This is a genomic window from Gammaproteobacteria bacterium, from assembly GCA_013003425.1.
GTDB lineage: Bacteria > Pseudomonadota > Gammaproteobacteria > Steroidobacterales > JABDKV01 > JABDJB01.
Genome location: JABDJB010000016.1, coordinates 41,154 through 62,627 on the forward strand (window position 1 = coordinate 41,154; position 21,474 = coordinate 62,627).

Sequence of the window (21,474 nt, forward strand, 5' to 3'; positions counted from 1 at the left end):
GGGTGCTGATGTGTGCTATTTTATCGGCGCCGGGCCCTGGGCCGGCTCCGATGAGACAGACCGTTTTGCCAGATTACCGAATGATAACTGTGTATGGCCGACAATTCCTCGCCGTACTCGCGCTGTGCGCCGGCATGGTTGCCGGGGCGGCGCCCGTCCCTGATCTCTACACAGCAACGGTCCCTGTCCCGGATCGATCGGAAGAGGCGCGTGAACAGGCCTTTCGCGATGGACTCGCCGCGGTCCTGGTAAAAGTTACCGGCGACCGGGGTGTGGCCGGCAGCCCTGCAACGCTCGAGCTGCTGGAGCAGGCGCGGGCGCTGCTGCAGCAGTATCGCTATGTCGAGGACTCGAAGATGTACACCGCCTTTGACGGCGCGGCCGTCGAAAGGCTTGCCCGCAATGCCGGATTGCCTGTCTGGGGCAACGACCGGCCGCCTCTGCTGACCTGGCTGGCGGTTGACTGGGGCAGCGGCAGCCGTGGCCTGATTACCGCGGGCGAGGAAACGAATCTGCGTCGGTCCATCGAGCGCGTGGCGTCCAGTCGTGGTCTTGTGCTGGTGTGGCCGCTGTTCGACAGCACCGATCGGGCCGCAATGTCCTTTAGTGACCTGTGGGGTGGATTCTCTGAAAAGATCAAGGCGGCATCGTTACGTTACGACGCTGCGGGCGTCCTGGTCGGACGCGCCAGCCGTGGGTCCGGGTCACGGCTGAACGTCCGCTGGAGTCTCGACATGGGCGGGCTGCAGGAAGAGTGGCGCGGCGGACTCAGTGCCGGTATTCATCGTGTTGCTGACCAGCTCGGGAAGCGCTTTGCCGCAAGCGACCTGGGTTTAGCCGGGGGTACGGCTATTGCGGTTTCCGGGCTGCACAGCCTGCGTGACTATGCGCGTGTTTCGGACTACCTCGACGGTCTGTCGCTGGTGCGTCATGTGGGAGTGCGGCGTATTGCCGGCGACACCGTGGTGTACGACCTGCAGCTGCAGGGCGACCCGGCCCGGTTGCCACGAGTCATTGATCTCAACGATCTGTTGCAGCCGGTGCCGGCCGTCGAAGCCGGAGCGGTCGCCGTGTCGGTCGAGCAGCGTTACCGATTCAATCCGTGAAGCTGGAGCATCTCCCCAACGCACTGTGTATCTTTCGGATACTCCTGGTGCCCCCTGTCTTGCTGGCGATCGGGCGCGAGCAGTATAAGCTCGCGCTGCTGCTGTTTGTTGTTGCCGGGCTGACCGACGGCCTGGACGGTTTTCTCGCGCGTACGTTTGACTGGCGCAGCCAGCTCGGTGCATTGCTGGATCCGGCGGCCGACAAATTGCTGATGGTCTCTTCGTTTATCTGGCTTGCACTGAGTGGCCTGATCCCGGTTTGGCTGGCAGCTGTAGTCGTCGGACGTGACGCCGTAATAGTTGGTGGAGCTATCGGCTACCGCATGCTTATCGGCCCGTTCGCCGGCGGTGCCACGAATGTCAGCAAACTCAATACGGTGCTGCAGCTGATGTTTGTCGCGGCTGTGCTGGCCGATGCCGCCTTCGCGATGCCCGGCCAGCTTGTCGTTTCCTTGCTTGGCAGCCTGGTTTTCGTCACCGCCATCGTCAGCGGCCTGCACTATGTGCGGGGCTGGACCCTGTTGGCTCTCAATGCGGGTAATCGCACATGATTGTCGAAGATCGTTTAACCAATCTGCTGATTGTCTTCGCAATTGGCTGGGTGCTTTACCTGCTGTCGCCGATTCTCACGCCATTCGTAGCGGCGTTTCTTATCGCCTACGTGGGTGATCCACTGGTTGACAGGCTGGAGCGACTACGCATGTCGCGCACCTTTGCCGTCGTCGTATTTTTTGTTCTGCTGTTTTTTGTAATGAGCGCGCTGGTGGTCCTGATTGCGCCGCTGGTCAGCGCGCAGGCCGGGGCATTGTTTGAGCGTTTGCCCGGCTATGTGCAGTGGGTCGAAAGCAGGATATTGCCCAAAGTCGTCGAGTTGACCGGATTTGATGTCGATGGCGGACTGGTGGGTCTCGGGCCGTACCTGTCCGAGTACGGCGCTTCGGCAGCCAACTGGGCAGCCGAGGCGCTGGCCAGGGTAACGCGCTCCGGGGCGGCACTGGTTGGCGTCGTGGTCAACGTGCTGCTGATCCCGGTTCTTACTTTTTACCTGCTGCGTGACTGGGACCGGATGGTCGCTGCAATAGGGGAACTGCTGCCGGTGCGCAGCAAGGAAAAGACCATCGCCATCGCGGTTGCGGCGGATGGGGCTCTTGGTGGTTTCCTGCGTGGCCAGGTCCTGGTGATGATTGCGCTGGCGACGATCTATTCCGTGGGTCTTTACATCGTCGGCATCGACTATGCGCTGGCAATTGGCGTCGTGTCGGGCATTGTCAGCTTTGTGCCATACCTTGGCCTGATAATCGGCCTGGTGCTTGCCGGCCTGGCTGCGGTCGCACAGGCGCAGAGCTGGATTGCGCTTGCCGGCGTTGTTGTGGTGTTCGTATTTGCCCAGCTGGTCGAGGGGGTTTTTCTCACCCCACGTCTGGTTGGTGACCGCATCGGGCTGCATCCCGTGCTGGTCATATTTGCGGTGCTTGCCGGAGGCCAGCTGTTTGGCTTCTTTGGCGTCCTGCTTGCCTTGCCTGTTGCCGCGGTAGGGTCGGTTATCGCCAGGTTTGCCTATGAACACTACCTGTTCCCGCGGCTGTACCGTACCGATCCGGATGAAGGTTAATGGACCAGCTGACTCTCGACGTTCGGCTGCCGGACCAGGCGCGTTTCAATAACTTTGTAACCGGTAGCAATACCGAAGCTGTTGCAGCGGTTACCGCGCATGCGCGCAATCGTGATGTGCCGCTGTTGTGGTTGCGTGGCCCATCTGCTGTAGGCAAGAGTCATCTGCTGCTGGCCGCGTGCCACAGCGTTACCGCGGACGGTGGCAGGGCAGCCTTTCTTTCTGCCAGTGAGGCAAGCCGGCTGGCGCCGCAGGATGTCATTACATGGGGTCGCTGCAACCTGGTGGCAGTTGACGATATTGACGGTCTGGCAGGTCACGCGGACTGGGAAGCTGCGTTGTTCGGATTGTTCAACGAACTGCGCGATCACGGCAATGCGCTGTTGGCCGCCTCCCAACTGGGGCCCCGGTCGATCGACTTTTCCCTGCGCGACCTGGCATCACGGATGGCGTCGGGCCCCGTTTACCGTTTGCTGGCGCTGAGTGATGATCAGCGTCTCGCGGCGCTGCGTGTGCGGGCGCACGAGCGCGGCTTCGAACTGCCGGATGAAACAGGCCACTATCTGATGAGTCGTTATCCGCGTGACCTCAGTTCGTTGTTTGCGGTGCTTGACCGGCTCGACCATGCCTCGCTGCAGGCTCAGCGCCGCGTGACTATTCCATTCGTGAAAGACGTTCTGGAAAAGTCAGAGGATATCCAGAACTGATTCGGGCGGTCGCCCTATACGGGCGGCTCCGTTGACCACGACAATGGGCCGTTGCAGGAGTCGCGGGCAATTGTGCATTGCGCTAATCAGATCCTCGTCCGTTGTCGCCGGGTCCGACAGCCTGAGCTCACGGTATTCTTTCTCGCCGCTGCGGATCAGCTCGCGCGGTGTCATGCCGAGCAGTCCCAGCAACTCGCGGATCTGCTGCGCACTCGGGGGAGTTTCCAGGTAGAGAATCACCCGGGGCTCGATGCCACGCTTCTCCAGCAGCGCCAGCGTGGCACGTGATTTCGAGCAGCGTGGGTTGTGATAGATGGTAACTTCCATGCCGGCCATTCTGGCGCGACAGGGGATGTTGCGCCACTGCTTGACGCCGCGGCAGCGTGCTTGCTACGTTGTTTTCATCAGATAAATCGTGACCTTAGGTTCGTTTGCATGCAGCGGATAAAGCGGGTGTTATTGAAAGGCTGGGTCACCGCGTGGGTCATCGCCTGCGCGGTAACGCTTTCCGCCTGTGTCGGGCCGCCGGTGCAGGAGATGAGCAACGCCCGCCAGGCAATAGCTGCAGCCCAGGAAGCCGGCGCCGGCAAAGTTGCCGCGGAAAATCTGGAGCGCGCCGACACCTTGCTGCGCTCCGCCGAACAGCGGCTGCAGGAAAAACGCTATCGGGAGGCGCGCCGCGCCGCTATCGCTGCAAAGCAGGAAGCCGTCGAAGCCCTGGCTCGAACAAAAAACGCTGACGATAATAAATGACCGCCGTATGCCGGCGGTTTTTTGTGAGCGGCCGGGTGCAGGGGGTTTTCTTCCGCGCGACTACGTCACGGGTTGCTCGTGGCCTTTCATTGACCGGCTATGCCCGAAACCTGGCCGATGGCCGGGTAGAGGTGCTTGCTTGCGGGCCGGGCCAAACGGTCGATGAGCTGGAACAATGGTTGTGGCAGGGATCGTCTGCCAGCTCTGTCGACGATGTCAGCAGTGATGTGGTCGACGTTGATCCGCCGGCGGGTTTTACGACCGGCTGAACGCTACGCCGTGCTGTTGAGCATCGTGCCGCTGGCGATGGCGGAATCGCCATACGCCGCGCCATAGTTGGCCAGCGCGCCACGCAGCCCCGCCATCAATCCGCCGAGAAACAGCTGCGATGCGCCCAGGTTATGGCGGATGCTGGACGTCAGCTCCTGCCGGTCGATGCGACCGAAACGGTGGCCGACCGGCGATTCGAGGTCGAACAGCAGCCCGAGGCGAGAGTCGCCGTCCGGCGTGTTGGCACGCAGAGAGCCGAGAATGTCATTACGCAGTCTGTCCAGCGATTCGCTGCGAAGGGTATTTTCCGCCGGATGAAATACATCGTTTATCAGGTCAATCGTCGCGTCGACTGAGTCAGCAATGCGATAGCTGCGCGAGCGCGAGACTCCGCTGCTGCCGATCGCGTTGTAGGTTTTTTCCGCCACACCCAGCGCATCGAAAAACTGCGTGCCCTGGTCATCGATGCTTAGCGCCATGCCTTCGATGTCGGCCTTCAGGGAGATGCGTTGTCCGCCCTGCACGAGGCTGGCGGTGATATCGATGTCTGCGTCATTGATGATTGATACAACATCCGACAGCGAATCAGTAGTGACGTCGATATCGAAGTTGTAACCGTTGATCAGCAGGCCACCGCTGCTGACGCTGCTGAAGCGCGTGGTCTGGTCGAGGGCAATGTCGGCCTCGCTGTCCAGTCCCGGGCTACTGGACACACCGTCGAGTTTTACCGCAGAGAGGAACCCGGAGTCATCGTTTGACAGCACTATGTCACTGGCCGACCCGGGTGTCCGGCGGGTGAGCCTGACCGTTTCGCTGTTGGTGTCGAAGACCGCATTGACATCCGCTGCCGACGCACTGATTCGGCTCAATACGTCGTTTATCGAGTCAGAATCATTTACATTGATCGTCACGCCATTGATGTCGAAAGACCCGGCACTGACCGATTCGCCCAGATCGAAATTAGGCCGGTCGTTGCGGGTGCCATCGAATGGGTTGTCAGGATCGACCGCGCTGGGGGTGTTCTCGTAGACGTCGAGATAGAACTCGTCACCCTGTACCAGCGTGCCGGCACCAAGCTGGAATTTCAGCCCGTTGCCAATATTGTATTGCTTATCCAGCGCGTGCCATGGCTGGACCTTGATAGTCTTGATCTTGCTTCCCGAGCCATCGTAAACCTTGACCTCAATTTTCGAGGCACCGTGCACGCCCGTCCTGGTGACCAGGAAACGCAAGGAGTCGTCGCCATTCTCGCCGTTATAGACATTGGAGATTTCCGGTAGCGCATCCGAGCCGCCCGGGCCGGTAAAGACGGGCCCGAATGGTGAATAGGACGTCGTTGCCGTGTTGACTTCTTCGCTGGTGTTGAGCGTGGTTGCGGTCTGGGTGGTATTGAGGCCAAGGCTTTGCGATGTGACTGCTGCCTTGCCCGAGCTGGTACGGACCCGCGCCCGCGTCAGCAGGTCGTCGAGCTGGTTCAGGGACTTTGTGAGCTGGCTGACGCGACGGTCGTTCAGGCCGAGCTGGGCCGATTCGGCCGGCGATACCGCTGGAGTAATGCCCGTCCCTGCCGATAAGTCGGAGCGGGAAGGTCTGACCTGGAGATACCGGACCAGGTTATCGAAGTGGAAGCCGACCTGCATGTTCTGCGCATCTTCCTTGATGACTGGAGGACAGGGTGGCGTAAATCTACCAGAAATGCTGCGAAGTAACTCACGTTACTTCTTGTTTCTTATTAACTTAATAGGTGCCAGGCAGCCAAGCCGGCATTTTGTACTGACGCGTCAGGAGCGGAACCACTTGCGGCGCAGCTTATCCAGCACCTTGTCGGGGTATTTACGCCGGCCGAGACTGCCGTTATAGCGGGCCAGGGCACGCACCATGTCGCCTTTTTCCCGGTCCAGGTAGTAGCGCAGGATCGTGCAACCCATGCGCAGGTTGGTATCAACGTGAAACAGGTTGTCGTCGGGCCGGCCAATTTCGTCCAGCCAGAAAGGCATGACCTGCATCAGCCCCAGGGCGCCGGCCCACGAGATCGCGTAGCGGTCAAAATTACTTTCAACATCGATCACGGCCAGGACCAGCTCCGGTGGCAGGTCGACACGCTGTGCCTCGCGATGCACCTGGCGCAGTATTTCCAGTCGCTCCTCCGCATCCGGCAGCTGCCGCTGCAGCCGGGCTGACATATCGGTCAGCCATACTTCTGCCGCAAAGCGATCTTCAAAACTTTCCGACTGTTCCACCGCGGTGATCAGCAGGTCGCGCAGGTCAGGATCGGGTTGCGACGCGCCCAGCAGCGCCGGCAACAGCAGGGCGGCGGTCAGGAGGGCCGGCCGCATTTTAGCTGTTCACCGCCAGCTTGCTGTCGAGCCAGGCGTCCAGCTCCGCCGCGGGTATGTTTTCGTTGTCGTCATCGCGCCGGCCCCGGCACTCGATCGTGCCGGCATCGAGGCCGCGCTCGGCAACGACCAGTCTCACGGGTATTCCGAGCAGCTCGCAGTCGGCAAATTTCACGCCCGGCCTGAGGTCGCGGTCGTCAATGATGACCTCGTAACCCTGCTCGCCGAGGCGAGCATAAAGTTCGTTTGCCGCGGAGCAAACACGTTCGGACTTGGCCATGTTGATGGGTATGATCATGATCTGATACGGGGCTATAGCGGCGGGCCAGATAATTCCGTTGTCATCATGATTCTGCTCGATGGCTGCTGCCACGATGCGCGTCACACCTATGCCATAGCAGCCCATCGGCATGGCGATGCTCTTGCCGTCGCGGTCGAGCACGGTGGCATCCATTGGCTTGCTGTACTTGGTCTCCAGCTTGAAGATGTGTCCCACCTCGATGCCGCGGGCGATCTCCAGTGTGCCCTTGCCGTCGGGACTGGCTTCACCGGCGGTGACATTGCGCAAATCAGCACATTCGGGTTGCGGCAGGTCCCGTTCCCAGTTGACGTTGCGAAGGTGATATCCGTCTTCGTTGGCGCCGCAGACAAAGTCGCTCAGCTGTGCCGCCGCGTGATCAGCGATTACCGGGCAGGCCAGGCCCAACGGCCCCACCGAGCCCGGGCTGCTGCCGGCCGCCTGCTGCACCTGCGACGCAGACGCCATGCGCAGCGGGTCAGCAACGCCGGGCAGTTTGGCGGACTTTATTGCATTGAGCTCATGGTCGCCGCGCAGTACCAGCGCGACAACATCGTCATCGCTGCCAGCGACGAACAGGGTTTTTACACAGCTGGCCGCCGGCACGCCGAGCGCCTGGCTTACCTGCTCGATCGTTTGTGCCCCCGGTGTGGCAACTTTTTCCAGCGCTGCTTCCGGTTCAGGACGCGGGCCCGGTGGTGGTGGCGCTGCTGCTGCTTCCATATTGGCCGCGTAGTTGCTTGCGTTTGAGTAAACAATTGCATCTTCGCCGGAGTCAGCCAGCACGTGGAACTCATGTGACACTTCGCCGCCGATAGCGCCGCTGTCGGCTTCCACTGCGCGAAATTTCAGGCCGCTGCGTTGAAAGATGCGCGTATACGCCTGGTACATGTCCTGGTACGTCTGGTGCAGCGAGTCGGTATCAATATGAAATGAGTATGCGTCCTTCATCACGAATTCACGGGCACGCATCACACCGAAGCGCGGGCGGATCTCGTCGCGGAACTTCGTTTGAATCTGGTAAAAAGTGACGGGCAGCTGTCGATAGCTGCGCAGCTCGCGTCGGGCGATGTCAGTGATGACTTCCTCATGCGTCGGGCCGTAGCAGAATTCGCGCTGATGGCGGTCGGTGAAGCGCAGCAGCTCCGGTCCGTAGAAATCCCAGCGGCCGGACTCGTGCCACAGCTCACCGGGCTGCACGCTTGGCAGCACGAGTTCGAGGCCCCCGGCACGATCCATTTCCTCGCGCACAATGCGCTCTACCTTGCGCACCACGCGCAGGCCGAGCGGCAGCCACGAGTAAATTCCGGCAGCCAGCTTGCGGATCAGGCCGGCACGCAGCATCAGCTGGTGGCTGATAATCTCGGCGTCAGCCGGTGCTTCCTTCTGGGTGGCGATGGGCAGGGCGGTCAGGCGCATGAAGATTCCTCGCGGGAAAGGCGCATAGTATAGAAAACTTGTGTCCGAAGTCGTTGATTTTCGTGACCGGGACGAGTAGATTTCCGGCACTTTTTTGCGGGCCAGCCGGCCCGGACCTGCCGATGGCGATATTTTCAACAGCGATTCCGATCCACGCCAGACCTGCAGCCGCAGGGCTGCAGTGCCGCGGTGGCAAGCCGGGACGCGTGTATGCCTGCTGCCCATGCAGCCGGACAGCGACCTGCCGGGCGGCAGTGGTATCGCGCACAATGCGGGTTGACGGTGAGGAGACGGAGCGCCGATGAGACGCAACAGTTCTATTTTTATCGCCCGTGACGGCTGGTTGTTCATGGTCGGCGCGATACTGCTGCTGATCGTCGCCATTCGTACGCACAGCATGGCGCTTGGCTTGTTCGCGCTGGTGTTGCTGGTGTTACTGATCCTGCTGTTTCGTGATCCGCCGCGGGAAATTCCCTCTGTTCCGCTGGCGGTCGTTGCACCCGTTGATGGCCGCGTCATTGCGGTCGCGTTTACCGACAAGGGAGTGCTCGAGCGCGAGGCCGCGCACATCACGATCCGGGTAGACAATTTTGGTGCCTACACTGCACGTAGCCCGATCGAGGGCAAGGTACTCAACCTGCAGGACAACTTTGCTGCCGGGTCGCGTCTGACCGGGGTCAACGGGCTGTGGGTGCGCACCGACGAGGACGATGATGTAGTCGTATTGATGAAAGCACCGCGCATGTTCAGGCCAAAGTCCTTTATCAACTACGGCGAGCGTCTGGGCCAGGGGCAGCCCTACGGCTTTGTACGATTGACGCGCCGGGTTGAAGTTTACGTGCCGCTTAACAGTCGCGTTGCCGTGGCCGTTGGCGACTACGTGCGTGCCGGCAACGATATACTGGCGCGGCTGGTACACGACTAGCCGGCTTTTTTGTGGCTGCTCAGCAGCCGTGGCATGATTATCCGATGGCAGTTAACCCAGTGAAAAAACGCAGCCTCAGCCGGCGCGGCATTTACCTGCTGCCCAATCTCCTTACGACTGCAGCATTGTTTGCCGGTTTTTATGCGGCCATCGCGGCAATAGACGGCGCCTTTATGCGTGCAGCCATTGCGATTTTCGTCGCAATGGTGCTCGACGGCGTCGACGGCAGGGTGGCACGGCTGACCGGCACTGACAGCGACTTTGGCAAGGAGTACGACAGCCTTTGCGATATGGTCTCGTTCGGGCTGGCGCCGGCACTGGTGGTTTACCAGTGGGGCCTGCAGAACATCGGTGACAGCACGCTTGCCTGGAGCAAACTGGGTTGGCTTGCGGCATTTTTCTATGCGGTAGCCGCGGCATTGCGGCTGGCACGATTCAATTCCCGGCCGGCCGCTGACAAGCGGTTTTTTGAGGGTCTGCCGAGCCCATCGGGTGCGGGCCTGGTCGGCGGCTGGGTCTGGCTCGGCACGCAGTACCAGCTTGCCGGAACCTACGCGCTGATACCCGCGTTCCTGGTCACCGCCGCCGCCGGCATCCTGATGGTCAGCAGCCTGCGCTATTACAGCTTTAAAGAATTCAATCTGGGCGAGCGCATCCCGTTTACCCAGGTAATTTTGATTCCTGCGGTTTTTATGCTTATTTCGCTGAACCCGCCGGTAGTGCTGTTCGGCATGTTCGCCGGTTTCGCGCTCACCGGCCCGCTATATGCGCTGTATCGCCTGATGCGGCGCCGGCGACGCAAAGCATCGGACGATGTGACGCCCGGTGCGGATGAAGGCGACGGATCGCCGCGCGACAAGACGGCCTGACAGGTGCCTGCTCCCGCAACGGACAAGCTGGCGCTCCTGCATGCCATGGGTGTACGGGTGTGGTTATCGCGCAATGCGCCGGCACGACCTGCGGACGAAGTGCAGGGTACGCCAGCAACCTGTACAGGTGCGGCTGCGGCCGGACTTGACTGGAGTGATCTGGAGACGGCCGTAGCGCAATGTCGTGCCTGTGATCTGCACCGCGGGCGTACTCAGACCGTGTTTGGAGTCGGTAACCAGGATGCCCGGTGGATGATCATCGGCGAGGCACCCGGGGCGGAAGAAGACCGGCGTGGTGAGCCATTCGTTGGCCGGGCCGGTCAGCTGCTCAATGCCATGCTGCTGGCGGCCGGATACAAGCGTCACGAAGTTTATATCGCCAACATCGTCAAGTGCCGCCCGCCGAACAACCGCGATCCGCGACCGGAGGAGGCAACAGCCTGCAGCAGTTTCCTCGCGCGGCAGATAGAACTGGTGCGGCCCCGGCTGATCCTTGCAGTTGGCAGGGTCGCCGCGCAGCGGCTGCTGCAGACCGATACACCGGTCGGCAAAATGCGTGGCCGGCTGTACCATTACGGTGACGAACCCGGGGTTCCCGTGGTCGTAACCTATCATCCGGCTTACCTGCTGCGTTCGCCAGGTGCCAAGGAAAAGGTCTGGCAGGATTTGCTGTTCGCGCTGGAGCAGGGTGACGGATGAGCGCCGCGCCGCAAGCTGTGGCAATCAACATCCGCCCAATGCGCCCGGCAGATATTATGGAAGTGCATCGCATCGAGGCCAGGTCTTATCCGTTTCCCTGGAGTATCGGGATATTTCGCGACTGCCTGCAGGCCGGCTACCTGTGCCGGGTGCTTGATACAGCTGACGGTCTGGCCGGTTACAGCGTGGTGTCAGTCGCGGCCGGTGAGGCGCATATCCTGAACCTCTGCATTCGTCAGCGGTGTCGCCGCCAGCAACTCGGTAATCGGTTTTTGCAACACGTAATCGACGAAGTCAGACAGCTTGGCGTCATGCGGGCCATTCTCGAGGTGCGGCCGTCAAACGAAGCGGCCATCGGGCTGTACCAAAGCGCCGGTTTTACCCGGATTGGTTCGCGCCGTGATTACTATCCGGCGGTAACCGGCCGCGAGGACGCTCTGGTGCTGGCGCGTGAGCTGGGCCCGGCGACGGGCTGAAGCAGATGTCGCGCCTGCTGCTGCGTCGTCCGGTGCTGTCATGGGCGTTGTACGACTGGGCTAACTCGGCCTTTGCTACAACCGTGCTGGCCGGTCTGTTTCCGATTTTTTTCAAGCAATACTGGAACGCCGGCGTTGACGTTACGGTGTCCACCTTCAGGCTGGGTCTTGCCAACAGCGGGGCCGCCCTCGTGGTGGCCGTGCTGGCGCCGCTGCTCGGGGCGATTGCTGATCGTAGTGGCGCACGCAAACGAGGGCTGATTGTCTTTGCGCTGACCGGCGTCGTGGCGACCACACTGCTGTTTTTTATAGGCGCCGGCGGGTGGCTGGAAGCTGCAGTAGTCTTTGCCGCAGCGTCAGTCGGCTTTGCGCTGGCCAATGTTTTTAATGACTCGATGCTGGTCGATGTTTCCGACCCGGCCGACATGGATGTGGTGTCCGGCTACGGCTACGCCCTGGGTTACCTGGGCGGCGGACTACTGTTCGGCCTAAACGTTGTCATGGTGCTGCAGCCGGGCTGGTTCGGGCTGGATGCAAAAGATACGGCAGTGCGGTGGTCGTTTGTCACGGTTGCCATCTGGTGGGTAGTGTTCTCCATTCCGCTGGTGCTTTTTGTTGACGAAAAACCCACTGCAGACCGGGTGCCTCTGCGTGCGGCTGTCGGTGCAGGACTGCGTCAGCTGCGTGACACTGTGCGCCATCTTGGCAATTACAAGCCGGCGATGTTTTTCCTGCTGGCTTACTGGTTGTACATCGACGGCGTTTACACCGTTATCAAGCTGGCCGCCGACTACGGGCTGAGTCTCGGGTTTGCAGACACTGACCTGATAAAGGCGTTGTTGCTTACGCAATTTGTCGGTTTTCCGTCCGCACTGGCCTTTGGCTGGCTCGGCAGAAGAATCGGGGCGGACAGGGGTATCCTGATTGGCCTTGCGGTGTACCTGGCAACATCTGTCTGGGCCTACTTCCTGGCCAGCACCTGGCAGTTCTATGCGATGGCCGTCCTGATTGGCCTGGTACAGGGTGGCGTGCAGAGCCTGAGCCGCGCCTATTTTGGCCGGCTGATTCCAGCGGATATGTCCGGGGAATTTTTCGGTCTGTTCAACATGGTGGGACGCTTCGCCGCGGTAATCGGGCCGGTGCTGGCAGGAACGGTTGTGTTGCTGACCGGTAACGCCCGGCTGGAAATACTGGCCATCGTTCCGCTGTTTGTTGCAGGTGCGGGATTGCTGCTGCTGGTGCGTACCGAGGCCGGGCGCGCCTGATCAGACGCGCAGGGCACGAACCGCCCGGCGCAGGTCCGCTATGCGACTGTCGTTGTCTTCCGGGAAATATCGCAGCGATACATACAGGCGGGTGACTTCCTCCACCGGTGCCGCGATTGCCGGATGCGCCAGCATGACACGGCGGGCGAAATCGAGCGGGCCCTCGTGATCCGCGCGGGCACCGGCGACACGTTCGAGCTTGCGGCAAAAACGGGCGTAGATGCGGGCGCACGGGTCGGCCGGTGAGGGCCGCGACTGCCACAACATGTGAGCTGCAATAATCGCCATAACTGCGGTTATCAGTCCGATCATGGCCAGCAGCATTTTCTGCAAATTCGGACGTTTCATGCCCAGAGCACGCAGCAGGCTACGCTGTTCCTGGCGGCTGAAGCCAAGCACCCACTGGTTCCAGCCGTTGTTCACGGCGTCCCAGCCAAACTGCAGCTGGCGCAGCCAGTCGTAGCTGCGAAACAGGCCGGGCAGCTGTTCGCCGTCTGGCAGGGCGCCGGCCACGCCGGATTCGACCCGCTCGGGGGCAACGGCAGCGGTAGGATCTACCCGAATCCAGCCGCGACCGTCCAGCCACACTTCGCTCCACGCATGTGCGTCCGACTGACGCACAGTCAGGTGACGGCTGAACGGATTGAGTTCGCCACCCTGGTAACCGAGCACCACACGCGCTGGAACGCCGGCGGCGCGCATCATCAGGGTAAACGCCGAGGCATAGTGCTCGCAGAAACCTCGCCGCGTATTGAACAGAAAGTCATCGACGGGGTCGGTTCTGCTCAGGGCGGGCGGCGTCAGCGTGTAGACAAATTCCTGTACACGGAACTGGCGCAGGATGCGTTCTACAACTGCGGCCGGGTCGCCGGTTTCAGCCAGCCATTGCTGTGCCAGCGCCTGGGCGCGGCGGTTGGTGCGCTGTGGAAACTGCCGGTCTCGCTGCAGGGTCCAGTGATTCGGTCCGACATCGGCATTGGCGCGATGCTGTGGCCAGGATTGCAGCCGATACTGGAAAAGCTGCGTCACCGGTTCGGCACGCACCAGGCGCAGGTCGCTGGTCATGTAGGAGCGTCGCGGCAGATCGCCCGGGTCAGTCTGTTCGAGGGCAAACAGCCAGTTGCGATAGTTTGGTTCCAGCGTGACTTCGTAGCTGACCGATGGGCCGATCAGTTCGATACTGGATTCCTGAACCTCGCGGTCATGCTGCTGAAAAATAGACCAGCTGCGCCCGTCAAAGTTGCTTAGCACCGGACCGCGCCAGTAGCGCTGTTCCGGTGGTGGCGGATCGTCATCAAACGCGACGCGAAAGGCGACGGCATCGGACTGCAGCAGCCGCGTAATACTGCCAGGCTGCATCGTGTCACTGAGGCCGGTGAGCGCCGTGTTGTCGCCGCGGGGTATGGACCAGAACGGGCCCGACATCCGCGGAAACAGTACAAAGGCTATCAGCATGACCGGCACTGCGTGCGCCAGCAGTATGCCGGAGCGTGCGAACGCCTTGCGCCACGGCATGGTTGGCGCGGCACTGCTTACCTGCGAAAGTGCGGTAGTGATCAGCCAGATCGTTGGGAATGCATAGAGTGCAATCATGATCGACTGACCGAACAGAAATTGCGTGACTATCAGGAAATAACTGATGAGCAGCAAAACGATTAGATCACGCACCGACTTTGTTTCCGTCAGTTTGAGCGCGGCCATAACCACCAGCAGTGTGCTGCCGGCATCGAGACCGGTGATGGTGCCGTAGCTGACGAAGACACCGGCAAATCCGGCAAACGCCAGCACCAGCCGCACCACGGTTCCCGGTAACGCCAGGCGGCCCTGCTGCGCTGCCAGCCGCCAGAGCATGGTTGTCACCATCAGGCCAGGCGACCATAGCGGCAGGTGCAGCAGATGCGGGCCGGCAGCAGCCGCCAGGCAGGCAAGCGTCCACAGCAGTCTGGGTGTGTCCAGTGCGCGCGCGTTCACATCAAAGCCAGTGCGGTCAGGCAACGGTCACGGTGCGCCGGGCCCACCTCCGGCGCAAAGCTTTCACCGGGCAGGCGCAGGCCCCACGCGGTGTCACTCAGGTGGGCATCGACAATCCACCGGCTCAGTTGCGCCAGCCGTGCTTCGAGTCCCATCTGATCGAGGCTGTCAAAATCAAACCAGTGCGATGCCACGTCGGTTCCGGCGTACTGTTTGACCAGCAGCTCTTCGCTGCGGGCGAAAGATTTCCATGCGATGTGTCTTGGTGGGTCGCCCGGTCGATAGTTACGCAGGCCGGCGAAGTCGGCATCGCCGGCGCTGTCGTCACTGGCGCCGCCGGTGTCGGTGTGTTGCGGTGGTGGCGTCAGGCCTGCCGGTGCGGGACGGGGATACACCACTGTATGCCAGCGTGGATGAATCCACGCCCAGCAATGGAACAGGCCGAGCGGAAAGCTGGTAAAGACGCTGAAGCGGTCCAGTTCGAGACGTCCGCGACGTGTAGTCGGCACTTCAAGGACCAGCGTCTCGTGTTCGCCCGGTTCAAGATGAATAGTTTGCGTTACATGGTCATGGCAACGCAGGGTCAGGCCCAGCCGAGGTACGGCAGTGTCGTTTACCAGCGTGATGCGAAATTTTGCCCGGTCGCCGGCAAAAGCGGGTTCGTCTCCGCCATAGCGAATTTTCAGACCGGCCAGGTTGCGATGGCAGTGGTGCATCGTTACGAGCGCGATGCCGGCCATCAGGAATGTTACCGCCAGGCCGAGGCTGTTGTTGTAGTTCATCGCACCGACCAGCATTGCGATGATCAGGAAGCCAAAGGCAATGCCCTGGGCGTTGGGCAGGATGTAGATGCGACCGCTGTGCAGTCGCAGCTGGTCGTCGTCGCTGCCCTGACGGCGCTTTGCCCAGCGCCGCACGCGCTCGCGCAGTCCGGGGAGTCTCTGCTGTGGGCTGGCTGTTGCCACCGCGGGTCAGGGTATTGGCACGCCCGTCAGGACGAACTCGCCGATCTCTGCGGGCGTCTGTGGAGCGGATTCGTCTCGTGGAGGCAGCCGGTGCGGGATTACCGCAGGTAGCACAGCCTGCACGTCTTCGGGCATGACGCCGCCGTGACCCGCCATCAGCGCCCAGGCCTGCGCTGCCCGCAGCAGGACAATGGCGGCGCGCGGCGACAGACCGCTGCTGAATGCTGCTGATTCGCGCGTAAATGCAACGATATCCTGCAGGTACCGCACCAGGGCATCCGAAGCGTGCAGCTGAGTCAGCGCCTGCTGCAGGCTGAGCATCGTTTCGATGTCGATCGCGGGGGCGAGGTCGGCCAGGATATCGCGACGGTCGCGGCCGGTGAGCAACTCGCGTTCGACGCTGGCGTCCGGGTAACCGAGTTGTATACGCATCAGAAAGCGATCGAGTTGCGATTCCGGTAGCGGAAAAGTTCCAATCTGGTATGTAGGATTCTGCGTTGCGACGACGAAAAACGGCGACGGCAGAGGGTATGTCCTGCCGTCAGCGGTTACCTGGTTTTCTTCCATCGCTTCGAGCAGCGCGCTTTGCGTCTTTGGCGTGGCGCGGTTGATTTCGTCAGCCAGGACCAGCTGGGAAAAAACCGGTCCCGGGTGAAAGCGGAAGTCGCCACTGTCCCTTTCAAATATCGAGACACCGACGATATCGGCCGGCAGCAGGTCACTGGTGAACTGGATACGCTGATAGCTCAGTCCCAGTGTGCGCGCCAGGGCATGGGCGAGGGTGGTCTTGCCAACACCCGGTATGTCTTCGATCAGCAGGTGTCCACGAGCCAGCAGGCAGGCAACAGCGAGACGAATCTGCTGCTCTTTGCCGAGGATTACCGAGCCAAGCTGCGTGACGACATTTTCGAGGCGCCGCGTGGCGTCATTCATCGTGCCATGTTCCAGTGCCGGGGTGGTGGTCATGAGGTCAGCCATTCCTGCTTGCTCAACACGTATCTCAATCAGCTATTGTCAACCAGCAGCTGACGCACTCGTGTGACCTGTGTCTCTAAATCAGCCAGGGACTCACGCTGGCTGGCAACGCGCTGGCGGATTTCATCAACAATTTCGCCAGGCGCATTATCGACAAAATTCGGGTTAGCCAGTTTTTTCTCGCCAGCAGCCGTTTCACGGGCCAGCTTCTCACGCTTGCGTTCCAGTCGCTCCAGCTCAGCCTGCGGTTCTATCAGGCCGGCCATTGGTACCAGGATTTTCATTTTGCCATGTAATGCAACGGCAGCCGGTGGCGGCGTGTCGGCGGCGTCCAGCAGTTCAATCTGTTCCAGCCGGGCGAGGCTCTTCAGGTAAAGCCGGTGCTGTTCCAGGCTGCGCCGGTCACCAGGCCCGTGGTCCTGTAACAGTACCGGCAGCGCGCGCTTCGGGCTGATATCCATTTCGCCGCGAATCTGCCTGATTCCGAGTATGAAGCGGCGAATCCATGCAACCTCGGCTTCCGCTTCCTCATCACGAGCAAAATCACCCGTCGCCGGATACGGCTGGTTCATTACCGTGGTGCCACTCTTGCCTGCAACTGGCGCGATACGCCGCCAGATGTCCTCGGTGACAAACGGCATGATCGGGTGAAGCGCGCGCATCAGCGCCTCGAGACTGTGGGCCAGGGTGCGGCGCGTGCCGCGCTGCAGTTCCGCAGTAGCCGTGTCCGACTGCAGCACGGGCTTGGACAGCTCGAGATACCAGTCGCAGAATTCGTTCCAGCTGAATTCGTACAGAACACGCGCGGCAAGATCAAAGCGATAGGCTTCGATGTGTTCCCGCGTTGCAGTAATGGCCGCCGCCAGCCGCGATCGAATCCAGCGGTCGGCCAGCGAATATTCGACGGCGCCGGTACTGCAGTCAGCTGATTCGGTGTTCATCAGTACATAGCGCGACGCATTCCAGAGCTTGTTGCAGAAATTGCGGTATCCCTCTATCCGCCCGAGATCGAAACGAATGTCGCGGCCGGTGGTTGCCAGCGACGCATAGGTGAAGCGCAGCGCGTCCGTGCCAAATGCAGGAATGCCATCGCGGAACTGCTTTCGCGTGGATTTTTCTATTTTCTTCTTCAGGTGCGGCTGCATCAGGTGTGCAGTGCGCTTCTGCAGCAAGTCGTCCAGCTCAATGCCGTCGATAAGGTCCAGCGGGTCGAGCACGTTGCCCTTGGCTTTTGACATCTTTTGTCCGTCTTCATCGCGGATCAGGCCATGGATGTAGACCTCGCGGAACGGGACGTCGCCCATAAACTTCAGCCCCATCATGATCATCCGGGCGACCCAGAAAAAGATGATGTCGAAGCCGGTTACCAGCACAGACGTCGGGTAATAGGTGGCCAGTTCCGGCGTGCGCTGTGGCCATCCAAGGGTCGAAAAGGGCCACAGCGCCGAAGAAAACCAGGTGTCGAGCACATCCTCGTCCTGGCGCAGTGGCAGGTCGTCGGCCAGTCCGTTTCGGGCGCGGATTTCCTGTTCGTCGCGACCCACGTAGACATTTTCCTCGTCGTCGTACCATGCCGGAATACGATGACCCCACCACAGCTGGCGGCTGATGCACCAGTCCTGGATGTTGTACATCCAGTCGAAATAGGTTTTGGCCCAGTTGCCGGGTACAAAGCGAATATCGCCATTTTCCACGGCCGCAATTGCCGGCTTTGCCAGCGGTTCGGCACGGACGTACCACTGGTCAGTCAGGTACGGCTCGACCACCTCGCCGCTGCGGTCACCACGCGGCACCTTGAGCTTGTGTGGTTCGATTTTTTCCAGCAGTCCGAGCTGTTCAATATCTGTGACGATGCGGTCGCGCGCATCAAATCGTTCCATGCCGCGATAGGGTTCCGGCACCTGGTCGTTCAGTCTTGCATCATCGGTGAGGATGTTGATCATCGGCAGGGCATGGCGCTGGCCGATTTCATAGTCGTTAAAGTCATGGGCCGGTGTGATCTTCACGCAGCCACTGCCAAACTCCGGATCGACATAGTCATCGGCAATTATCGGGATCGTCCGCCCGGTCAGTGGCAACTCCACTTCTTTGCCGACCAGGTCGCGATAGCGCTCGTCGTCCGGGTGTACCGCCACCGCGGTATCTCCGAGCATTGTTTCCGGACGTGTTGTGGCGACAACCAGCCAGCGTGGTTCTGTCGCACCGCATAGCGGATAACGAAAATGCCAAAGCTTGCCGTCTTCCTCCTCGGACAGCACCTCGAGATCGGACAGCGCGGTGTGCAGCACCGGGTCCCAGTTGACCAGCCGTTTGCCGCGGTAAATGAGGCCGTCCTCGTGCAGCCGCACAAACACTTCGATGACGGCACGTGACAGGCCTTCATCCATCGTGAACCGTTCACGCGACCAGTCGACCGAGGCACCCAGTCGGCGCAACTGGTTGGAGATGGTGCCGCCGGAATGTTCCTTCCATTGCCAGACGCGCTCGAGGAACGCTTCGCGACCGAGCTCGCGCCGGGTTTTTCCTTCGGCATTAAGCTGGCGTTCGACCACCATCTGGGTTGCGATGCCGGCATGGTCAGTGCCCGGCTGCCACAGGGTGTCACGGCCGGTCATGCGGTGATAACGCGTAAGCGTGTCCATGATCGTGTCCTGGAACGCGTGACCCATGTGCAGCGTGCCGGTAACGTTTGGCGGCGGAATCATGATGCAGTAGGGGTCGCCCTTGCCGGAGGGCCTGAAATGGCCATTCCGCTCCCAGAACTGGTAGCAATCAGTTTCGATACGCGCCGGGTCGTAGGTCTTTTCCATCATCGGCGCAGTATACCGGCCCCGGCGCCGTCGGTGGTGGCGGCCAAAAGCCGGTGCCTAGCGGATATTGTGGGATTCGAGCTGGTAGCCGCGATCGCGGTAGAAACGGAAGCGCTCGCGACCGGCCTTGCGCCGATCGTCGTGATTGTCGACCAATTCGGCAACGCGCTCGAAGCGACTGAACCAGGTTGGCACCTCGGGGCTGAGGTTAATCAACAGGTCGAGCTCGGTGTCGGGTTCGCTGTCGTTGCCGATTAGCGCGGCGAGCCTCGCACTTTCAGCAGCCGGCGCAATCGCGTGTGGCAAAAAACTGATGTCGCGGAACGTCCACAGCAGCTCGTCCAGCCGGGCAGCCTGGTCTGGTGTTGCGGTGTTTATGAAACAGCGCATCCCGCGTCCCCACGCCTTGTCTACCAGCCGGCAGGCAAAGCGCTGCAGGCCGTCACCTGAGTCGTCATCGAGTATGTAGAAATCGACGCGAGTCACTCGGCACGTGCGCGATCGATCAGAAACTGTGACAACAAGCCAACCGGCCGGCCGGTAGCGCCTTTCTGGTCACCCGATTTCCAGGCGCTGCCGGCAATATCCAGGTGCGCCCAGTTCAGCCCGTCGGCAAATTTTTGCAGGAAGCAACCGGCGGTAATTGCACCGCCGGGTTTGCCGCCAACATTTGCGAAGTCTGCAAAGTTGCTCTTCAGGCTTTCTGCGTACTCGGGTGTGAGAGGTAACGGCCATGCAACATCACCGGCGCGACGGCCCGCATCCAGCAGCTCGTCTGCCAGATCCTGGTGCGGCGTCATCAGACCGCTGTGGTGGGCGCCAAGTGCAATGACGCAGGCGCCGGTTAGCGTGGCGATGTCGATGACAGTGTCCGGATTGAACTTGCGCGAATAAGTCAGGGCATCACACAGGATAAGCCTTCCTTCCGCATCGGTATTGAGAATTTCCACGGTTTGACCGGACATGGTTTCAACAATGTCGCCCGGGCGGGTGGCCGAACCGCTTGGCATGTTCTCGCAGGCCGGCACGATGCCAACGACATTGATCGGCAGACGCATCCTGGCCAGTGCGAGCATGGTGCCGAAAACGCTGGCGGCGCCACACATGTCGAATTTCATTTCGTCCATCGCGGCCGCCGGCTTGATGGATATGCCGCCGGTATCAAACGTGATGCCTTTTCCGACCAGTGCAATGGGCGCATCGTCGCCCCCACCGGAGTATTCCATCACTATAAGCTGTGGCGGTGCGTCGGCACCGGCAGTTACGCTGAGAAATGCGCCCATACCATGGCGTTTCATCGCCGCGCGATCCAGGACTTTTGTCGTAACGCTCTTGTAGCGTTTCGCCAACTGGCGACCGGTATCGGCCAGGTGTGCGGGCGTGCAGACGTTGGCCGGGCGATTACCGAGAGTGCGCGCCAGCGCAACACCCGCATTAATCGCAGCGGCGTCTTTCAATGCGCGGTCCATCTCGGTTGCCGCATTGCGATCTGCTCCCGCGACGCCGAGTTTCTTGAGTTTGGGTCGCTTGTCTTTTTTCGACTTGAGTTCATCGAAGCGGTAGAAGGCGCTGTCAAAGTCATGCGCGGTCAGTCGCGCAACAGCGTAGCCATCGAGTCCGTCAACTGTTTCCCGTGTCAGAAAGCTGATGGCGCTGGCCGCTCCGGTCTTCGCCAGTGCTGCAGCCGCTGCGGCATTGGCAGAGCGCAACTGGCGGGCGCCGAATTCTTTCTTTTTACCCAGGCCCACGAGCAGCACACGTTTGCACGACACACCCGGTAGCCGGCCGAGCAGCAACGTAGCGCCGGGTCTGCCGTCGATGTCGCCGCTGCTGATAGCTGCTGAAACTGCCTTGCCTGAAGCGACATCGAGGGCGGCTGCATCTGCACTGAGACGGCGAGCCTGATAGATGCCGACGATGGCGCAGTCGGTACGTTGCCGCGCCGGGCCGGCGCTGGTCGTATGAAAATCCATTGAATCTCCCGGGGTGGTACGAGTGGCGGCCTTCAGGCCGTCGTA

General features: G+C 61.0%; 21 protein-coding genes. 11 read left to right on the top strand and 10 right to left on the bottom strand.

The genetic code is table 11. The features are described from left to right. Positions 1-80 precede the first annotated feature (80 nt). From HKN06_02880 to hda, 4 genes are read left to right on the top strand one after another with little or no spacing between them, the layout of a single operon-like run. Positions 81-1,106, top strand: coding sequence for a DUF2066 domain-containing protein (locus HKN06_02880; protein ID NNF60257.1), 1,026 nt, complete (start codon positions 81-83; stop codon positions 1,104-1,106). 2 nt (positions 1,107-1,108) lie between these two features. Further along, positions 1,109-1,657 carry a CDP-alcohol phosphatidyltransferase family protein gene (locus tag HKN06_02885; protein ID NNF60258.1) on the top strand — a complete coding sequence of 183 codons (549 nt, stop codon included), beginning with the start codon at positions 1,109-1,111 and terminating at the stop codon, positions 1,655-1,657. Then, the gene (locus HKN06_02890) at positions 1,654-2,718 is read left to right on the top strand and encodes an AI-2E family transporter (GenBank protein ID NNF60259.1); all 1,065 of its coding nucleotides are present in this window, start codon (positions 1,654-1,656) and stop codon (positions 2,716-2,718) included. The genes HKN06_02885 and HKN06_02890 overlap by 4 nt, the downstream gene beginning before the upstream one ends. Further along, the gene (hda, locus tag HKN06_02895; GenBank protein NNF60260.1) at positions 2,718-3,425 is read left to right on the top strand and encodes a DnaA regulatory inactivator Hda; all 708 of its coding nucleotides are present in this window, start codon (positions 2,718-2,720) and stop codon (positions 3,423-3,425) included. Before HKN06_02890 ends, hda begins: the two co-directional genes overlap by 1 nt. Here hda and arsC read toward each other — a convergent pair. Next, a complete protein-coding gene (gene arsC, locus HKN06_02900; GenBank protein ID NNF60261.1) occupies positions 3,405-3,752 on the bottom strand; it encodes an arsenate reductase (glutaredoxin) in 348 nt (115 codons plus the stop codon). The two genes, hda and arsC, sit on opposite strands and share 21 nt — an antisense overlap. Positions 3,753-3,860: 108 nt before the next feature. Here arsC and HKN06_02905 point away from each other — a divergent pair, with 108 nt between their 5' ends. Continuing rightward, positions 3,861-4,178, top strand: coding sequence for a DUF4398 domain-containing protein (locus HKN06_02905; protein ID NNF60262.1), 318 nt, complete (start codon positions 3,861-3,863; stop codon positions 4,176-4,178). Then, the gene (locus tag HKN06_02910; protein NNF60263.1) at positions 4,175-4,447 is read left to right on the top strand and encodes an acylphosphatase; all 273 of its coding nucleotides are present in this window, start codon (positions 4,175-4,177) and stop codon (positions 4,445-4,447) included. The genes HKN06_02905 and HKN06_02910 overlap by 4 nt, the downstream gene beginning before the upstream one ends. 3 nt (positions 4,448-4,450) lie before the next feature. Here HKN06_02910 and HKN06_02915 read toward each other — a convergent pair whose 3' ends face one another. The 3 genes from HKN06_02915 to HKN06_02925 all read right to left on the bottom strand — a co-directional run bounded on the left by HKN06_02915 (position 4,451) and on the right by HKN06_02925 (position 8,501). Beyond that, the gene (locus HKN06_02915) at positions 4,451-6,088 is read right to left on the bottom strand and encodes a hypothetical protein (GenBank protein ID NNF60264.1); all 1,638 of its coding nucleotides are present in this window, start codon (positions 6,086-6,088) and stop codon (positions 4,451-4,453) included. Between the two features lie 141 nt (positions 6,089-6,229). Beyond that, on the bottom strand, positions 6,230-6,784 hold the full coding sequence (locus HKN06_02920) for a transglycosylase SLT domain-containing protein (GenBank protein ID NNF60265.1): 555 nt from the start codon (positions 6,782-6,784) through the stop codon (positions 6,230-6,232). 1 nt (position 6,785) lies between these two features. Beyond that, positions 6,786-8,501, bottom strand: a complete 1,716-nt coding sequence (locus HKN06_02925) for a proline--tRNA ligase (protein NNF60266.1) — start codon at positions 8,499-8,501, stop codon at positions 6,786-6,788. A 301-nt stretch (positions 8,502-8,802) separates the two neighbouring features. Here HKN06_02925 and HKN06_02930 point away from each other — a divergent pair, with 301 nt between their 5' ends. The 5 genes from HKN06_02930 to HKN06_02950 are packed head-to-tail and all read left to right on the top strand — an operon-like array spanning position 8,803 to position 12,735. Then, positions 8,803-9,426, top strand: a complete 624-nt coding sequence (locus HKN06_02930; protein ID NNF60267.1) for a hypothetical protein — start codon at positions 8,803-8,805, stop codon at positions 9,424-9,426. 44 nt (positions 9,427-9,470) lie between these two features. Continuing rightward, positions 9,471-10,295, top strand: a complete 825-nt coding sequence (locus HKN06_02935) for a phosphatidylcholine/phosphatidylserine synthase (protein ID NNF60268.1) — start codon at positions 9,471-9,473, stop codon at positions 10,293-10,295. 45 nt (positions 10,296-10,340) lie between these two features. Continuing rightward, positions 10,341-10,994, top strand: coding sequence for a uracil-DNA glycosylase (locus tag HKN06_02940; GenBank protein NNF60269.1), 654 nt, complete (start codon positions 10,341-10,343; stop codon positions 10,992-10,994). Continuing rightward, entirely contained in the window at positions 10,991-11,470 is a 480-nt protein-coding gene (gene rimI / locus HKN06_02945; protein NNF60270.1) for a ribosomal protein S18-alanine N-acetyltransferase, read from the top strand. Before HKN06_02940 ends, rimI begins: the two co-directional genes overlap by 4 nt. 5 nt (positions 11,471-11,475) lie before the next feature. Next, positions 11,476-12,735: an MFS transporter gene (locus tag HKN06_02950; protein NNF60271.1), complete on the top strand. Its 1,260-nt coding sequence runs from the start codon at positions 11,476-11,478 to the stop codon at positions 12,733-12,735. Here the strand turns inward: HKN06_02950 and HKN06_02955 are convergent, their stop codons facing one another. The 6 genes from HKN06_02955 to HKN06_02980 are packed head-to-tail and all read right to left on the bottom strand — an operon-like array spanning position 12,736 to position 21,429. Further along, positions 12,736-14,730 (bottom strand): DUF3488 domain-containing transglutaminase family protein, encoded by a 1,995-nt coding sequence (locus tag HKN06_02955; protein ID NNF60272.1) that lies wholly within the window; start codon positions 14,728-14,730, stop codon positions 12,736-12,738. It abuts the gene before it with no gap. Further along, complete coding sequence (locus HKN06_02960) at positions 14,703-15,671, bottom strand: DUF58 domain-containing protein (GenBank protein ID NNF60273.1); 969 nt, start codon at positions 15,669-15,671, stop codon at positions 14,703-14,705. Before HKN06_02960 ends, HKN06_02955 begins: the two co-directional genes overlap by 28 nt. Before the next feature lie 6 nt (positions 15,672-15,677). Continuing rightward, a complete protein-coding gene (locus HKN06_02965) occupies positions 15,678-16,649 on the bottom strand; it encodes an AAA family ATPase (GenBank protein NNF60274.1) in 972 nt (323 codons plus the stop codon). Positions 16,650-16,675: 26 nt separating this feature from the next. Next, complete coding sequence (locus HKN06_02970; protein NNF60275.1) at positions 16,676-19,456, bottom strand: valine--tRNA ligase; 2,781 nt, start codon at positions 19,454-19,456, stop codon at positions 16,676-16,678. Between the two features lie 57 nt (positions 19,457-19,513). Next, entirely contained in the window at positions 19,514-19,942 is a 429-nt protein-coding gene (locus tag HKN06_02975) for a DNA polymerase III subunit chi (GenBank protein ID NNF60276.1), read from the bottom strand. Further along, the gene (locus HKN06_02980) at positions 19,939-21,429 is read right to left on the bottom strand and encodes a leucyl aminopeptidase (GenBank protein ID NNF60277.1); all 1,491 of its coding nucleotides are present in this window, start codon (positions 21,427-21,429) and stop codon (positions 19,939-19,941) included. The genes HKN06_02975 and HKN06_02980 overlap by 4 nt, the downstream gene beginning before the upstream one ends. Between the last annotated feature and the right edge of the window lie 45 nt (positions 21,430-21,474).

Bases quoted from the DNA above. Each gene is read 5' to 3' on its own strand.
- HKN06_02880 (NNF60257.1), top strand. From the start codon at position 81: ATGATAACTGTGTATGGCCGACAATTCCTCGCCGTACTCGCGCTGTGC.
- HKN06_02890 (NNF60259.1), top strand. From the start codon at position 1,654: ATGATTGTCGAAGATCGTTTAACCAATCTGCTGATTGTCTTCGCAATT.
- hda (NNF60260.1), top strand. From the start codon at position 2,718: ATGGACCAGCTGACTCTCGACGTTCGGCTGCCGGACCAGGCGCGTTTC.
- arsC (NNF60261.1), bottom strand. From the start codon at position 3,752: ATGGAAGTTACCATCTATCACAACCCACGCTGCTCGAAATCACGTGCC.
- HKN06_02905 (NNF60262.1), top strand. From the start codon at position 3,861: ATGCAGCGGATAAAGCGGGTGTTATTGAAAGGCTGGGTCACCGCGTGG.
- HKN06_02910 (NNF60263.1), top strand. From the start codon at position 4,175: ATGACCGCCGTATGCCGGCGGTTTTTTGTGAGCGGCCGGGTGCAGGGG.
- HKN06_02915 (NNF60264.1), bottom strand. From the start codon at position 6,088: ATGCAGGTCGGCTTCCACTTCGATAACCTGGTCCGGTATCTCCAGGTC.
- HKN06_02920 (NNF60265.1), bottom strand. From the start codon at position 6,784: ATGCGGCCGGCCCTCCTGACCGCCGCCCTGCTGTTGCCGGCGCTGCTG.
- HKN06_02925 (NNF60266.1), bottom strand. From the start codon at position 8,501: ATGCGCCTGACCGCCCTGCCCATCGCCACCCAGAAGGAAGCACCGGCT.
- HKN06_02930 (NNF60267.1), top strand. From the start codon at position 8,803: ATGAGACGCAACAGTTCTATTTTTATCGCCCGTGACGGCTGGTTGTTC.
- HKN06_02935 (NNF60268.1), top strand. From the start codon at position 9,471: ATGGCAGTTAACCCAGTGAAAAAACGCAGCCTCAGCCGGCGCGGCATT.
- HKN06_02940 (NNF60269.1), top strand. From the start codon at position 10,341: ATGGGTGTACGGGTGTGGTTATCGCGCAATGCGCCGGCACGACCTGCG.
- rimI (NNF60270.1), top strand. From the start codon at position 10,991: ATGAGCGCCGCGCCGCAAGCTGTGGCAATCAACATCCGCCCAATGCGC.
- HKN06_02950 (NNF60271.1), top strand. From the start codon at position 11,476: ATGTCGCGCCTGCTGCTGCGTCGTCCGGTGCTGTCATGGGCGTTGTAC.
- HKN06_02965 (NNF60274.1), bottom strand. From the start codon at position 16,649: ATGGCTGACCTCATGACCACCACCCCGGCACTGGAACATGGCACGATG.
- HKN06_02970 (NNF60275.1), bottom strand. From the start codon at position 19,456: ATGGAAAAGACCTACGACCCGGCGCGTATCGAAACTGATTGCTACCAG.
- HKN06_02980 (NNF60277.1), bottom strand. From the start codon at position 21,429: ATGGATTTTCATACGACCAGCGCCGGCCCGGCGCGGCAACGTACCGAC.